The organism is Niallia sp. FSL W8-0954 (assembly GCF_038005605.1).
Lineage (GTDB): Bacteria > Bacillota > Bacilli > Bacillales > Cytobacillaceae > Niallia > Niallia circulans_A.
The window spans coordinates 1,809,452-1,825,193 of record NZ_JBBOTN010000001.1 but is presented as its reverse complement, the minus strand read 5'-3'; the positions used below and the strand labels follow the sequence as shown (position 1 = coordinate 1,825,193).

Sequence of the window (15,742 nt, the reverse complement as noted above, 5' to 3'; positions counted from 1 at the left end):
TTACAAAAGGTCAATATTAGTCAAATTCAAAAGGAGGATATTTATAATGAAATGTGAAATGTGCCAACAAAATAATGCAACAATCAGTTTACGATTTGTTTTTAACAATATGGAAAGCACAATGAATCTATGTCATGCATGCTATCAAAAAGAAAAGCAAAAAATGACAGCACAAAGTGGCCCAATGTTTTTCCAACCTTCCCCTTTTGATGAGTTATTTCAATCATTTAACCAATCAAATCCATTAGGGGGAGCTAGTACTTCAAAGGAAGCTCCTTTTACTAACAACCATAAAAAAGCAGGTATTCTTGATAAACACGGAAAAAATTTAAATCAAATGGCGAACGCTGGTTTGATTGATCCCGTTATCGGCAGAGAAAATGAAATCGAACGTGTTATTGAAATCTTAAATCGTAGAAATAAAAACAATCCTGTGCTAATTGGCGAACCTGGTGTCGGAAAAACAGCAATAGCGGAAGGCTTAGCATTAAAAATTATAGAAGGTAATGTTCCAAAAAAATTACAAAACAAAGAAATTTATTTATTGGATGTTGCTTCCCTTGTTTCGAATACTGGAATTCGAGGACAATTTGAAGAAAAAATGAAGCAAGTAATTCAAGAAGTACAAGCTCGAAAGAATGTAATCGTCTTTATCGATGAAATTCACCAGTTAGTTGGGGCAGGTTCTGCAGAAGGATCAATGGATGCAGGTAATATTCTAAAACCAGCACTCGCTCGTGGCGAATTGCATATCATTGGGGCAACTACCTTAAAAGAATACCGTCAAATCGAAAAAGATGCTGCATTAGAGCGAAGATTCCAGCCGGTACAGGTAAGTGAGCCATCTGTTGAGGCAACTCTTTCCATCTTAAATGGTATTAAGGATAAGTATGAAAAGTTCCATGAAGTTACTTATACTGAGGATGCGATTAAAGCATGTGCAGAGCTCTCTCATCGTTATATCCAAGATCGCTTTTTACCAGATAAAGCAATTGATTTAATGGATGAGGCTGGTTCTAAAATGAATCTTTCTTCTACTTATCAAAACACAGAAGAAATTGAAAATCGTCTTGCTATGATAGCAAAAGAAAAAGAACAAGCATTGAAAGAAGAAAATTACGAGAAAGCAGCAGAATTACGTAAAGAAGAGCAACAGCTTGAAAAAGCTATAAACGAACCAAATATAGAAGAAAAACCGATTGTCGATGTTACCCTTATTCAACAACTTATCGAAAAGAAAACGGGGATTCCTGTTGGAAAATTACAGGAAGATGAGCAACAAAAAATGAAGTTTTTGAGTGAACGTTTAGCTGCAAAAGTGATTGGCCAGGACGAGGCAGTCCGCAAAGTGGCGAAAGCTATTAAGCGTAGTAGAGCAGGACTAAAATCAAAAACAAGACCAATCGGAAGCTTCTTATTTGTCGGTCCAACTGGGGTCGGAAAAACGGAACTTACTAAAACACTTGCAGAAGAATTATTTGGCAACAAAGACAGCATGATTCGATTAGATATGAGTGAATATATGGAGAAACATAGTATTAGTAAAATAATTGGTTCTCCTCCAGGCTATGTCGGTCATGAAGAAGCAGGACAATTAACGGAAAAAGTAAGAAGAAATCCATATAGCATTATCCTGCTAGATGAAATCGAAAAAGCACATCCTGATATCCAATCTATCTTCCTGCAAATTTTAGAAGATGGACGTTTAACAGATAGTCAAGGACGTACAGTAAGCTTCAAAGATTCTGTTATTATCATGACAAGTAATGCTAGTGTTGGTCATAAGCACAAAGTGGTTGGCTTTGGAAATAATGATGCCATTGAAGAAAGTAATTTATTACAAACATTAGGAAACTTCTTTAAACCTGAATTTCTTAACCGCTTTGATGCGATTATTGAGTTTAAAACACTGGAAAAAGAACACTTACTTCGCATTACTGATTTATTGATACAAGAACTTGCTCAAAACTTGCAAGAACAGAATATTACTTTACATGTAGAGGACACTGCAAAAGAGAAAATTGTTGAACTCGGTACCCATCCAAGCTTCGGAGCTCGTCCTTTAAGAAGAGTGATTCAAGAACATTTAGAAGATCAACTGGCAGATGTTATTCTTGATGATCCATCTGTAACAGAATTAACAGCTGTTCTAGAGGATGACCAAATTAAAATAAAACCAGTTCTCTCTAAAACATTATCATAAAAATAAATAGCTAAAACCGTGGGAGGAATTATTCCCACGGTTTTTATTTTTATAAATTACGGTCATCTACTGAATTTAACCATTCATCGATTTCCCCTACTACAGATTCCACACAGCCTTCTTCAAAAGGAGAAATTAAATTAGCTGCTTTGACTAATTCTGTAAATGGCATACTGCCTCCCAAGCCGCAAAGCTCGACATAATCTTCCCAAGCTTCTTCTTTATTCTCTCTTGAACGTTTCCAAAATTGGAAGGCACATATTTGTGCTAATGTATAATCAATATAATAGAATGGAGAATTATAAATATGTCCTTGTTTTTGCCAGAAACCTCCATTTTCCAGATATTCATTTCCATCATAATCAAGATGAGGACTATATTTTCTTTCTATCTTTCTCCATGCTTGCTTCCTTTCTGATGGAGTAGCCGTCGGGTTTTCGTAAACCCAATGCTGAAATTCATCAACTGATACTCCATACGGAAGGAATAGCAGGGCAGAACTTAAATGAGAAAACTTATATTTTTCTACATCTTCTTTAAAGAATAAATCCATCCATGGCCATGTGAAAAACTCCATACTCATGGAATGAATTTCTGCTGCTTCATATGTTGGCCAATAGTATTCTGGGATAGCAAAGCCGCCGCTAGAATACACTTGAAATGCATGACCCGCTTCATGGGTTAAGACATCAATATCGCCTGATGTACCATTAAAGTTTGAGAAAATAAATGGTGCTTTATAATTTTCGATAAAAGTACAATAGCCACCACCAGCTTTTCCCTTTTTAGCGACCAAATCCATTAATTCTGTTTCTCTCATATAAGAGAAGAAATCACCCGTTTCTTTTGATAATTCATTATACATCTTTTGCCCATTTTCAACGATCCACTCTGAATCTCCTTTAGGAGCTGCATTTCCAGTTACAAATTCGAATGGTTCATCATAAAATTTTAAGGAGTCAACTCCGATTCTCTCCCTTTGTCTTTCTTTTAATTTAGTTGCAAGGGGGACGATATAGTCTTCAACTTGTTTTCTAAAAGCCGCAACCATATCTGCATTATAATCTGTGCGATACATACGATCATAACCTAACTCGACGAAGTTTTTATAGCCTAGCTTATTAGCAATTTCTGTCCGAACCTTCACCATATCATCGTATATTCTATCTAACTGCTCTTCATGTTCACGGAAAAAAGCAAACCGGGCTTCACTTGCTGCCTTTCTCGTCTCGCGATTTTTTGATTCTGTAAATGGCTGTAATTGTGCCAGTGTTCTTTCTTCCCCTTCAAACAAAATCTTGGCAGAGGCAACAAGCTTAGTATATTCAGTAGAGAGTTTATTTTCTTGCTGAAGTAATTCAACGATATCCTCTGAGAATACTTTTAGTTGCGCTTCTGCTAATGCAAATAATTGCTTGCCCCATTTTTCTTCTAATTCTGGTTTAAATTTAGATTGAACAAGCGCTTGATAATACTTTGTAATAAGCCCTTCTACCTTTGGTGATATCTCATCGATATAATCTTGTTCTTGCTGGTAAAACTCATCATTTGTATCAACAGAATGGCGAATATAGCATAAATTAAACATAGTAGAAATGTCATTTCTAAGCTCATTTATTTTTTCCATTGCTGCCATTTGTTGATCTAAATGCTCTGCCTGATTAAACTGTACTAATAATTCGTCCATTCTAATTGTAAATTCATTTATATCTGGTCTTTTGTATGTAAATTCCGAAAACTTCATTCTTTTATATCCCTCCATTTTTAACTAGCTTCTCTAATTATACATGAAATCTAGGAAGACCAATACAAAAAAGCGAATATTCATAATGGAAGATTTATTTCCTATCAAAATAAATCTTCCTTCTGAAATACTCGCTTATAATAAGTTTTTCTTGTCCTATTTATCCCCAACAGATAATCCAAGTCTTTTTATTAATTCAATTGCAGTATCTTTTTCATCTGGTGTCAATTCAGACATGATTTCATGAATTCTTTGCTCATGATTTGGGAAAATACTCTCTATTAATCCCTTACCATTATCAGTAATTTGTGCAAATGTAACTCGTCTATCAGTTGGGCAGGCAACCCTTTTTAAATATCCTTTTTCCTCTAATTTATCTACCACATAAGTGATACTCCCACTTGCTAACAAAATCTTTCCCCCAATTTGCTGTAGCGGCTGATCGCCTTTATGATACAGCAATTCCAGGACTGCAAACTCTGTCGGATTCAAGCCGTTTGCCGTGATTGCCTTATTAACATTTTCATTTATTGCTCGATAAGCACGTGATAATACAATATATAACTTTAATGATTGATCGATATCTTTTTTTGCCATTTATAAACTTCCCTTATTAGTATATAATTCACTATCTCGAATTCAGATAAATTATATTATTCCCTAGGTCTTTTGTCAATTTCCAGATGAAAACCTTCCCCTTCATTGAGCTTTCTCTATTTCATGTTATAATTATATCTATATATTGGAATTACCCTATGGAGAATCTATTGATGAAAATAAACACACAAAAAAAGCTTTTATATTTTGCAATTGTCGTTATTCCGATCCTTATTACAACTATTCTATTTTTTTATTACCAAGTAAATAGAGAAGAAGCAAAAAATAAGGCTCATGCAGAATGGGTGGCCTCTATTCACCAAAGACAATGGGACTCTTATATAAACAAAATCGTCTCTTCTTTAAATATTCTAAGTCTCTCCATTCAAACTAATACCGATTCAGCAGAAGAAATTAATAACCTATTAAAAAAAGTGTTTACGAATGAGCATATTTATGGTGGTATATTCTTACTTGATAGTTCAGGTAAAACAATTGCTGGGGTTAATGATACGTATGATTCGATTGATATCTCTGAAGAGGATTATATAATGGAAGTTATTAATTCAAAGGACTTAGTGATTTCTAATAGAGAGGAAGTATTAAGCAACGGTCAGAAAGTAATCGGTATTGCCATGCCTATTATCAGTGACCATAATCAATTAAATTCAATTATAACTGCTTATCTCCGTGTCGATCACTTAATAAATATCACGAAAATGCTATCCTCAGAGGAAAACATCGCCATTATGAATGAACAAAAAGAACGCATTTTTTATATAAATGATGGTGCATCAATAAATAAAAAAGAAGTTATAAGTATGCCCATTGATCGCCTGCCTTGGACCATCATTGTGGAATTAGAAAAACCACATATTTGGAACATCGTAAAATCGAAAATATGGGTCCTTCTTTTTTTTATGGTGATTTTCCATTTCTTTTATATGCTTTTAATTCTTTACTATCATCGTAAAATAAGAGAAGAAGAAGCAAAACAAAACGAAATTCAAAAATTAGAACTTGTCGGCAATTTAGCCGCTAGTTCTGCACATGAAATTAGGAATCCTCTAACTGGTATCAAAGGTCTCATTCAATTATTAAGTGAGAAATATCATGATCAGCAAGACCAGCTTTATTTTTCTATTATCCAAAAAGAAATTGTACGGATAAATGAAATCGTAAGTCAATTCCTTATCTTAGGAAAGCCAACTGCACAAAATAAGCAAAAAATAAACTTAAAATTAATCATCGCAGAACTTAATCCGCTTATCGTTTCGGAAGCAAATTTATATAATGTAAAATATACAGAAAAGATATCTGACCAAGACATTTATATTCTCGGAATCGCCGATCAAATGAAACAAGTATTACTTAATTTAACCAAAAATGCGCTTGAAGCGATGGAAAAGGGCGGGCAGTTAGAACTTTCCATACGTTCCGTTAAGTCAAACGTAATCATTACAATCACCGATAATGGCATTGGCATGTCCAATCAACAGTTAAAGAAAATATTTGAGCCATTTAATACTTCGAAGGAAACAGGGACTGGCTTGGGGCTCGTTGTATGTAAAAGAATCGTTGAATCATTCGATGGTGAAATCCATATATCCAGTAGGGAAAAGAAAGGCACAAAGGTAAATATAATCTTACCTATTATGGAATAATTATTTATCTATTCGCTTCTTGCATCATAAACGCTGTTCATTTTCTATTATTCTTCTTAAAAGAAGAATAGTAGCTTTTGAACAAAAGAAGCGTTTTTTATTTTGTCAAAATATTGGTGGATAATAGGATAAGTAATTTAATGGAGGTCACATCTTTCTTTAAAGAAGGGCATTGATTTGGATGAAATATTATTAAGGTAATCACTGCCATTACCCTTCGCCATATTTAGTTATCTATATACAACCTCGGAATAATTTTTCCGCTTATATCGGTTAGCATTGGACCAAAAAATTCGCGTGTTTTTATATAGTCTTTTTATTTGTTTTCTTTTCTCACTTTCATAGCGAAATACAAGCTGATATTCATAGATTAATTTATCGAGTTCTTGACTCAATCTAATGGTCTCTTCATCAATAGTTCCACGCTCTTTCGCTGTTTTAATCATTACCTCCCTTTTATCTTGAATTTCAAATAATAATTCTGTTTTCTTACAATACACCTTACTTCCTCCTAATCAAATTCCTTACTTACAAACAATGCATTATTTGTTTACTTGATGAATTATTACAATAAAACAAATAAAAGTAAATAGATTCGCAATATTAGACATTTTTCTAAGTCAAAATAGGTATTTGTACTTATTTTTTCTTGATTCCGCTTCTTTTTTTCGACAAAACCACTGATGAAAAGAGTCGAAAACAACTCGCAATAATAGAAAGCGTTTTCTTTTTAGTCACTTTCGCCTAATAGAAAACATCTTAGTATGAAGGAGCATCAACCCTTCTGGAAATTAGTTTATTAAGAGCAAAAAGGCAAAGAATCATATGAAGTTGTTGTTTCCCATGATTCTTTGCCTTTTTTCGACTGAATTCTTATCCATTATCGAGGAATTACTTAAATATCGAGAGTGTTTTTAATCTATCAACCGCCTCTTGCAATCTCTCTTCTTCTGTCAATAGACCAACTCGGACATATCCCTCCCCAAATGCACCAAATCCTGAGCCTGGAGCCATTGCAATATGTACCGTTTCTAATAAATAATCACTAAATTCTTGTGAAGTAAATCCATCTGGTACTTTTAACCATGCAAAGAATGAACCTTCAGGCGCATTGACTTCCCATCCAATTTTTTTAAGTCCATTTATGAAGATATTACGTCTTTGTTCGTAAAGCTGATTCATATCTCTAATACACGCTAAAGATTCTGTTAATGCCGTATAGGCAGCTTCTTGAATCGCTCCAAATAAACTAACATATAAATGATCTTGATAAAGATTTATAGCGGAAATGACACTTTGATTTCCAACTGCAAAGGCAACTCGCCAACCTGCCATATTAAATGTCTTAGATAAAGTATAAATTTCAACACCAATGTCTTTGGCACCTTCTACTTGTAAAAAGCTAAGCGGTTTTTTTCCATCAAACCCAATCGCTCCATATGCAAAATCGTGGACAACACATATATCATGCTGTTTACTTAAAGAAATTGTTTCAGCGAAAAATTCTTTTGTTGCTATTGCTCCAGTAGGATTGTTAGGATAATTTAAGAACATTAACTGTGCTTTTTCTAACTCTTCCTTTCTCACTTCCTTGTAGTTTGGTAAAAAGTTATTTTCTTCACGCAATGGCATGAAAACCGTCTCTGCATTCGCTAAAGCAATCCCAGATAAATAGTCCGGATAACCAGGGTCTGGAACCATTACTGTTTCGCCTGGATTTAATAAACATATGGGTATCTCTACAAGGCCGGCCTTTCCTCCAAATAATATCGCCACCTCTGATTCAGGATCTAAGTCAACATCGTATTCTTTTTTATAAAATTCACTAATAGCTTCCTTTAAATGTTTATATCCTCGAAATGGAGAATATTTATGATTCTTAGGCTGTTCGGCAGCCATCTGCAAGCTCTTGATAATGTGAGAAGGTGTCGGTTGGTCTGGATTTCCTTGCCCTAAATTAATCACATCATATCCTTTTTCAATATAGCTATTAACTTTACTAACTAATGAAGCAAAAAACTGCTCTGGTAAATTCTTTAATAATTGAGATTGATCATATTTCTTCATGTACTCACACCTTCTTCAATGATAAAACCTTCCAATTATTATTGGATAAACTTCTATTAGAAAATTCGATTATAAACATTCCATAAGCGATTAAAATAGAAATAATCGTTTAATAATTCGCTTTTTTATGATATAACGAAATTAATATAATAATTGAATTTTTTTGTTGGTTAACATTATAACGGAATTTAACGAAGATGAATAGAGGTGTAATCATTTGAAATTTCAGATTAGTTTAATTCAAATGGATATCGCATTTGGCAGGCCTGAAGAGAATTTTAAACAGGTAGAGAAAAAAATTGCTGCGTGTAAGGATAATAGTGATATCATTGTACTGCCAGAGTTATGGTCAACCGGCTATGATTTAACAAGATTAGCTGCGATTGCTGATAAACAAGCTCAAAATACTATTTCTTTTTTAAGTAAATTAGCCTCCAAATATAATGTTCATATCATTGGCGGATCTATTGCTAATAATAAAGAAAAAGGGGTTTATAATACACTTATTGTGATAAATAAATCTGGTGATGTGGTACATACGTATGATAAGCTTCATCTTTTTCAGCTGATGGATGAACATTTATATTTAAAGAGCGGGACATCTAATGGCCTTTTTTCTTTAGAGGATAGAAATTTTGCTAGTATGATTTGCTACGATATTCGTTTTCCAGAGTGGATAAGAGCACATACAACAAAAGGAGCTGAAGCCATCTTTGTAGTGGCTGAATGGCCAAAACCAAGATTGGCACACTGGAGAAGCCTGCTTATTGCACGAGCCATTGAAAATCAATGTTATGTAATTGCTTGTAATCGTGTCGGAAATGACCCAAATAATATCTTTGCTGGGCATAGCATGATTATTGACCCATGGGGAGAAATTATTGCAGAAGCCGGGGAGAAGGAAGAAATTCTAACAGCTGCGATTAATTTAGATAAAGTAACAGAGGTACGTAAAACCATCCCAATATTTGCTGATCGAAAACCAGCATATTATACGTGATTTTTATACATATTAACCTAGGACTGTTTATATCAGATAAGTGATAAACAGTCCTTTTTCTTCACTTCGCCCACATTTCCTCAGGGTTGAGTTCATATATACTTTTTTCTCGATACATAAAGTGATTAATAATAAATTCTCTTCTTATTGTCGCGTAGTCATCAAAATATTGTTGAATATAAGCATTTATTTCTTTTTCTTCATATTTTCTGCCAAAAACCAGCCCCTCAAGCATGTATTTGAGCACTATTAACTTTTTCTTTCTTTGCGAAGGAATATTTTTAAGTCTCCCCTCTTTAGTAAAAAAGTTCTCAATGATTTTTGCTTGTTCCTCTTTAGTAACAGTCATAATACTCTCCTCCATTCCATTTGTTAATTTTCTTAAAGACTCGTTTTGTTGTAAAATGACTGATTTATTCAAGAAAAAATAAATCGTATTTTTATCTCTGCGTTCATACACAACATTTATGTCACGCAATTTCTTTAAATGATGAGTAATGGTTGGAGCAGATAGACCCAGTTTTTCTGCGATTGCTTGACCATTCCATGGTTTGTTTGCTAACAAGGAAATTATTTTAATTCTGGTGGGATCCCCCATGGTTTTATGAAATGCAACCATTTTATCTAATTGCATTCGATCACCTACTTTGATTATCATCTAATTAGATAATAATCAAAGTAGGTGATGATGTCAAGATATGGTATAATATTTTCTAAGTCTACATTTTCCGTTGAGAAGACCACTAGACAAATCCTTCTGAGTTTCCCTCTATCTACTCCTCTAACAATTCAAAACAACCAAAAATAAAAAGGGCCTAATATAAGCCCATTCCTTAAAAGTTACTCTACCAGGTCTAATGATCATTCATTTAGTTTGACTGGAAGTACAATGTAGAACGTCGTACCAACCCCTAGCTCTGACTCAACTGTCACTTTCCCTTGATGCTCTTCAATAATTTGATACGATACTAGTAAACCTAAGCCTGTTCCTTTTTCTTTGGTCGTATAAAAAGGTTCCCCAATTCTTGCAAGTATTTCCTTGCCCATTCCTCTTCCGTTATCACGGATTGCTATTTGAAAGTAATCCTGCTTACATTCAATGGAAACAGCTATTTCCCCACCGTCTTCTAATGCCTCTATTGCATTTTTTATAATATTTATAAATACCTGTTTCATTTGATTTGGTTCACAATAGATAATCGGCATATCTTCTGCATACATTTTTATAATTTGAACATTTTGTAGCACCGCTTGTGCATACAGCAATTCGATTGTATCATTCATAATTTGTCTTATATCTCGTTTTACATATTGAACAGCTTGTGGTTTAGCAAGTAATAAAAATTCATTAATAATGGATTCAATCCTAGTAAGCTCTGTTTTTATCACAGAAAAATACATTTCATTTTCCTTTGAGGCAACTCCATCTTCTAACAATTGAATAAATCCCTTTAAAGCTGTCATTGGATTTCGAATTTCATGAGCTATTCCCGCTGCCAATTCTCCTACTACATTTAAAGTAGATGACTTTCTCAGCTGTTCTTCCAACAAGGCATTTTCTGTAACATCACGTAATGTAGTAATACTTAGTCCTGAATAAATATTAAATTTATTACGATATTCAAGCTGCGTATATTCTCTATTATTAGGAAACTTTACTGTATAAAGCCCCCTATTTTGTCCATCTTTGTCCACATTTAATAATTTTGGCTTTATATCTTCTCCAATTGTTTTTGCAGGAGGGAAAAAGGATATTAAATCTGCACCGATTAAACCCTCTTTACTTTTATGAAGAAGACGTTCAGCCGCTTTGTTCATATCAATTATTTGATAGTTTTGATCCCAAATGATAATACCGTCAAAAACTTCTTCAAAAGTATTCTCAAACATCGCCTTACTTTCACGTAATTCTTCTTCCATTTTATAACGTTCCGTAATATTACGGAAAATACTCATGTTTAACCCTTCTACCGAATGAAGTTTGGTTGTAAATTCTAGTATTTTTTTCTGTCCATTTGGCATCAAAAACATCAATTCTTCTCGATTAGATTTCTTATAATAGAGATTTGTAATCATATCCACGTAGCGTTTATCTTTTTTATAAATAAAATCACTAATCCTTGATTTTAGTAACTTTTCTTCAGAACTTTCAAAAATTTTTAAAGCTGATTCATTAGCTGCAATAATTTGCCCTGTTTCTTTCCAAAGAACAATACCATCGAGTGCTTCTGTAAAAAAATCATTATACAGCTTTTGTGCTTCTTCTTTCTCTTTTTCTCTTTCAAATTCCTCTGTTATCTTTTCAATAATTGTTATAAATCCCAGCTCATCGGGCAAGCGACTAGTTTGCGTTTCAAAATAGCGTTTTCGCCCATTAATAGTTAATAGGAATACGCTTTGAAAAGTACCTGATTTGGTTTTTATAGCTTCCATATGCTCCCTTATCACCGAACGTTCTTCCTGCTTCACAAAATGCGTTATATTCCTATCAACTACTTGATTCATATTCACGTTAAAATAATCACAAAGACATGGATTAATATCTCGAATCACTCCATTATTATCAAATATAACCATCCCTACATTTATTGTTTGGAAAGCAATGAATCTCCTATCCCGGACAAGTTTATTTTCTTCTAATTCTTCCTTTAGAAGGGTATTCTCTCTTTCCAATTCCCTCAGTTTATTTTGTAATTGTCGATATTCTTCAGAATAGGATATACTATCCATCTTTATGGATACCCCCCTTTTCAAACGTAGTGATTACATAATTCTACATTATTCTTGAATTTCCTTTCCTTCTGAAGAATTTAAAGAAAAAAACATACTAAGATTAGTCAACTGCTGAGAAAATAAAATATATAACGGATAAGGACAAACAATCTCTAATTTAGTGGTGAAATCAATCGTTCCATCTTTCTTAAAAATTAATTATTGTTCGGGTTTATATTTGATTAAAATATTTATGTCCCTCCCTCAATATAGCAACCGATGTATTTCTGATCGCAAGTATATTCATTTTAATATCTACCTCTCCCTTTATTTCCCCTTAAAATTCAAACAAAAAATTAAGCCTTCCCTATTATTAATAAGGATTTTTATTTTTCTTTCGTCTAACGTACATTTCAATTATGTAATAAACAAAAGTTATTTAGTTAACAGATTAACGACAGGGGATTAAAACAATCGAATTTGTGTTATATATAGTTAGTGAAATGAACTATACGATATTTCCGTTCATGAAAGGATGAGCTTATGAAACAACGGGATTACTATTTTGATAATGCAAAATTTATTTTGATTTTTTTCGTTGTCTTCGGTCATTTTATCCAATCATTCATAAATGACAATCAAAATATTTATACGTTATATAAAGTAATTTACACTTTCCATATGCCAGCATTTATTCTTATTTCAGGATTTTTTGCCAAAGGTATAGCAGAAAAGGGATATATAAAAAAATATGCAAAAAAATTAATCATTCCCTACCTTATCTTCCAACTTGTATATAGCATTTTTTATTATTTTCTATATGGTAAATCAACTTTTGCCATTGAACCGTTGACCCCACATTGGTCCTTATGGTTTTTAATTAGTTTGTTTTTTTGGAACATCTTTTTATTAGTGTTTGTAAAGTTAAAGCCTATACATGGAATTTTACTTTCCTTTGTACTAGGATTAGCGATTGGAATGGTCGATTGGACGTCTAGCTATTTAAGCTTAACGAGAACCTTTGTGTTCTTCCCTCTATTCTTAATAGGATTTTATATGAAAAAAGAACATTTTGCTTTAGTAAAAACAAGAAAAGCAACCATCCTTGCTATTGTTATTTTCACGATTGTTTTTATAGGATTTCACCTATTCCCTACCGTTAATTATCAATGGCTATTCGGCTCAAAATCTTATGAAGCCCTTGGAGAAGGTTATTTTATAGGAATGGCTATTCGATTATTTTTCTATCTATTAAGTTTTCTGATGATTTTTTGTTTTTTTGCTTGTGTACCAAAAAAGGAATATTTCTTTACTAAGCTTGGAAAATCAACATTATATGTATATTTACTGCATGGCTTTTTTATCCGTCTTTTTAGACAAAGTGACTTACCCGCTATTTTTGAATCACCTAGGTCCTATGTTATGATTGTAATTGTATCATTCTTAATTACAGTACTGCTTTCAAGCAATATAATTATTTCCTTTACACAGCCTATTATTGAATTAAAAAGTTCTAAATTAAAAAAGCTTTTTTCAAGAGTACAGCGCTCTCTTCAAACAAATAGATAACTTGTTCCCATCAGTGAAGGAATTTACTGATGGGAAATTTTTTTATTTTCTTCTAGTAGCACTCTTTGTTTTATCTTTTGTTAAAGCTCCTGTATCATAGAATTTACTTGCATTAACATCACCAAACTCTTGGCCAAATTCTATATTTGAAGCCTCTGTTTGTTGTCGTTTTTTTATTTTTTTCGCCATTTATTGTCCCTCTCTTCCATGCTTTGCATTACGATTGGCACCTTTGATTGGGTTTTCGCCCCTACTAAATTCAGCGGAAAATTCTGTTTCCTGCGTATTTTTCTTTGGCGTTTTGCTGTATTTTTCTAGACTGTTAACTTCAGCTTTTCTTTTAGCCATTATGATCTCTCCTTTCCATTACATCATTATTATCCGCATGTGAATAAAAGATATGCTTTCCTACTTTTGTCAAGCACTCATAAAAAAATGGAGCTGGCAAAATAGCCAGCTCCATTCACATCTTCCTTATCCTTATCCGATAATAATTCGTTCTTTTGGATAATGGAAGTTATCTTTTTTCTCTTTTCCTCCAATAATATAGATGAAAGAAGTCAACCCTATTCTTCCGATGAACATAAGCAGCATAATTACACATTTACCAAAGGTAGATAATTCTGGTGTTAATCCTAGAGAAAGTCCTGTTGTTCCAAATGCAGAACAAACTTCGAAAAGGATCACAATAAGGGACGCCTTTTCAGAAATAGATAAAGCAATGACAGCGACGAGACATATACCAATCGCAAATATCGTTACAACCAATGATTTTATAATATCCTCTTCATGAATTTCTCGTTTAAATATTTTAATATATCTGTTTCCATTTGCATAATGATAAATAAATAAGACATTCAATGCAAAGGTTGTTGTTCTGATACCTCCTCCAACAGAACTTGGGGAAGCACCGATAAACATAAGAAAACAAAAGATAAGTAAAGTTGTCATAGAAAACTCGTTTAATTCCATTGTTGCTAAACCACCACTTCGAGTGGAGGTAGAATGAAAAAAGGCATTGAAGAATATTTGATGCCAGCTCATTCCCGCATAATAATTACCCCATTCTAAAATAATAATCATAATCGTTCCAAATAGTAAAAGAAAACCAAAAGTAATCGTTGTTAACTTAGTGAATAATGAAAACTTCAGATGATTTTTTCCTTCTTTTGGAAAAAGGTAATTTTTCACTTCGATAAGTACTGGAAATCCAATCGCTCCTAATGTAATTAAAATAATATTAACAAGTTGGACAAAATAATCATCCTTAAATGGAGTAAGTGATTCTCCTGTTAAATCTAATCCTCCATTTGTTGTGGCACTAACAGATGCAAAAGTGCCATGTAGGATCGAATCCCCCCAGGTAGGATAATAATTATGAAATTGCATTGAGAGTATAATAGCACCCAATACTTCAATAATAAGAATGATTTTGATAATTTCTCTTATTAAATTGACGAGACCGGAAAGATTAGATTGATTGTGGTCAATCATTATTAACTGTCTTTCTCTTAAACCAATCTTCTTACGAAGAATCATCCAAAAGAATGTACCTATTGCCATTACTCCAATACCGCCAAATTGAAGAACAAACATTAATATTATTATTCCAAATGTACTATACGTTTCAGCGATATTAATAACAGTAAGTCCTGTTACACTTACTGCCGTTACGGCAGTAAACAATGTATCCATAAAGGAAACTGTTACTCCTTCTTTATGTACTCCTGGTAAACTTAATAATAAAACCGATATGCTAACAGCTAAACCATAATAACTGGTTATCATCTGCGCAGGAGTTAAATTTTGAAGGACTAACTTAAACTTCTTGCCCATTAAAAAACAATTCCTTTCTTTAAAGCTACCCATATATCCTATATAATGATGCCTTATTATCATAGATATTAAACAGTATAAGTTATCTATCCCTCGACGTTCAAGCTAATCTTAAATGTTTAGGAAACTTTTAAGATTAGCTTGAATATTTTTAAGTACTATCAATTAATGAAGTAATGGAGGTTTACCAATAGGCTAGGCTAACCTATAAACAACAATAAATCCTATTTTCTCCCCTATACACAAACTTTACCACTAATGAACTTAAAATAAATCCACATATTATAAATACAGAATCATTTATCATTCCTATTTTGGAAACAATTAATTGATAAATAATCACTGTACTA

The 15,742-nt window shown here is 33.0% G+C and carries 13 protein-coding genes; 4 read left to right on the top strand and 9 right to left on the bottom strand.

The genetic code is table 11. The features are described 5' to 3' along the window. The first annotated feature begins 46 nt into the window (after nt 1-46). On the top strand, nt 47-2,203 hold the full coding sequence (locus NX902_RS08865) for an ATP-dependent Clp protease ATP-binding subunit (protein ID WP_095329020.1): 2,157 nt from the start codon (nt 47-49) through the stop codon (nt 2,201-2,203). Nucleotides 2,204-2,252: 49 nt separating this feature from the next. On the opposite strand, the gene NX902_RS08860 is transcribed toward NX902_RS08865, so the two are convergent. Both NX902_RS08860 and NX902_RS08855 read right to left on the bottom strand, forming a co-directional pair. Further along, nucleotides 2,253-3,947, bottom strand: a complete 1,695-nt coding sequence (locus tag NX902_RS08860; RefSeq protein WP_095329019.1) for a M3 family oligoendopeptidase — start codon at nt 3,945-3,947, stop codon at nt 2,253-2,255. A gap of 156 nt (nt 3,948-4,103) precedes the next feature. Then, the gene (locus NX902_RS08855; RefSeq protein WP_095329018.1) at nt 4,104-4,544 is read right to left on the bottom strand and encodes a MarR family winged helix-turn-helix transcriptional regulator; all 441 of its coding nucleotides are present in this window, start codon (nt 4,542-4,544) and stop codon (nt 4,104-4,106) included. 173 nt (nt 4,545-4,717) lie between these two features. Here NX902_RS08855 and NX902_RS08850 point away from each other — a divergent pair, with 173 nt between their 5' ends. Next, a complete protein-coding gene (locus NX902_RS08850) occupies nt 4,718-6,208 on the top strand; it encodes an ATP-binding protein (RefSeq protein ID WP_341160689.1) in 1,491 nt (496 codons plus the stop codon). 230 nt (nt 6,209-6,438) lie between these two features. On the opposite strand, the gene NX902_RS08845 is transcribed toward NX902_RS08850, so the two are convergent. Together NX902_RS08845 and NX902_RS08840 are read right to left on the bottom strand one after the other, a co-directional pair. Then, nucleotides 6,439-6,708 (bottom strand): aspartyl-phosphate phosphatase Spo0E family protein, encoded by a 270-nt coding sequence (locus NX902_RS08845; protein WP_095329016.1) that lies wholly within the window; start codon nt 6,706-6,708, stop codon nt 6,439-6,441. A gap of 391 nt (nt 6,709-7,099) precedes the next feature. Next, nucleotides 7,100-8,275: a pyridoxal phosphate-dependent aminotransferase gene (locus tag NX902_RS08840; RefSeq protein WP_095329015.1), complete on the bottom strand. Its 1,176-nt coding sequence runs from the start codon at nt 8,273-8,275 to the stop codon at nt 7,100-7,102. A 217-nt stretch (nt 8,276-8,492) separates the two neighbouring features. Between NX902_RS08840 and NX902_RS08835 the strand changes: the two genes are divergently transcribed. Then, a complete protein-coding gene (locus NX902_RS08835) occupies nt 8,493-9,275 on the top strand; it encodes a carbon-nitrogen family hydrolase (protein WP_095329014.1) in 783 nt (260 codons plus the stop codon). A gap of 61 nt (nt 9,276-9,336) precedes the next feature. Here the strand turns inward: NX902_RS08835 and NX902_RS08830 are convergent, their stop codons facing one another. After that, a complete protein-coding gene (locus NX902_RS08830; protein WP_095329013.1) occupies nt 9,337-9,909 on the bottom strand; it encodes a DUF2087 domain-containing protein in 573 nt (190 codons plus the stop codon). 227 nt (nt 9,910-10,136) lie between these two features. Further along, a complete protein-coding gene (locus NX902_RS08825) occupies nt 10,137-12,005 on the bottom strand; it encodes a PAS domain S-box protein (protein ID WP_095329012.1) in 1,869 nt (622 codons plus the stop codon). Between the two features lie 525 nt (nt 12,006-12,530). Here NX902_RS08825 and NX902_RS08820 point away from each other — a divergent pair. Further along, nucleotides 12,531-13,556 carry an acyltransferase family protein gene (locus NX902_RS08820; protein WP_095329011.1) on the top strand — a complete coding sequence of 342 codons (1,026 nt, stop codon included), beginning with the start codon at nt 12,531-12,533 and terminating at the stop codon, nt 13,554-13,556. A gap of 42 nt (nt 13,557-13,598) precedes the next feature. Here NX902_RS08820 and NX902_RS08815 read toward each other — a convergent pair whose 3' ends face one another. The 3 genes from NX902_RS08815 to NX902_RS08805 all read right to left on the bottom strand — a co-directional run bounded on the left by NX902_RS08815 (nt 13,599) and on the right by NX902_RS08805 (nt 15,392). After that, a complete protein-coding gene (locus NX902_RS08815) occupies nt 13,599-13,745 on the bottom strand; it encodes a hypothetical protein (RefSeq protein ID WP_171509507.1) in 147 nt (48 codons plus the stop codon). Then, nucleotides 13,746-13,904 carry a hypothetical protein gene (locus tag NX902_RS08810; RefSeq protein ID WP_171509506.1) on the bottom strand — a complete coding sequence of 53 codons (159 nt, stop codon included), beginning with the start codon at nt 13,902-13,904 and terminating at the stop codon, nt 13,746-13,748. 132 nt (nt 13,905-14,036) lie between these two features. Further along, nucleotides 14,037-15,392, bottom strand: a complete 1,356-nt coding sequence (locus tag NX902_RS08805) for a TrkH family potassium uptake protein (RefSeq protein ID WP_095329010.1) — start codon at nt 15,390-15,392, stop codon at nt 14,037-14,039. Between the last annotated feature and the right edge of the window lie 350 nt (nt 15,393-15,742).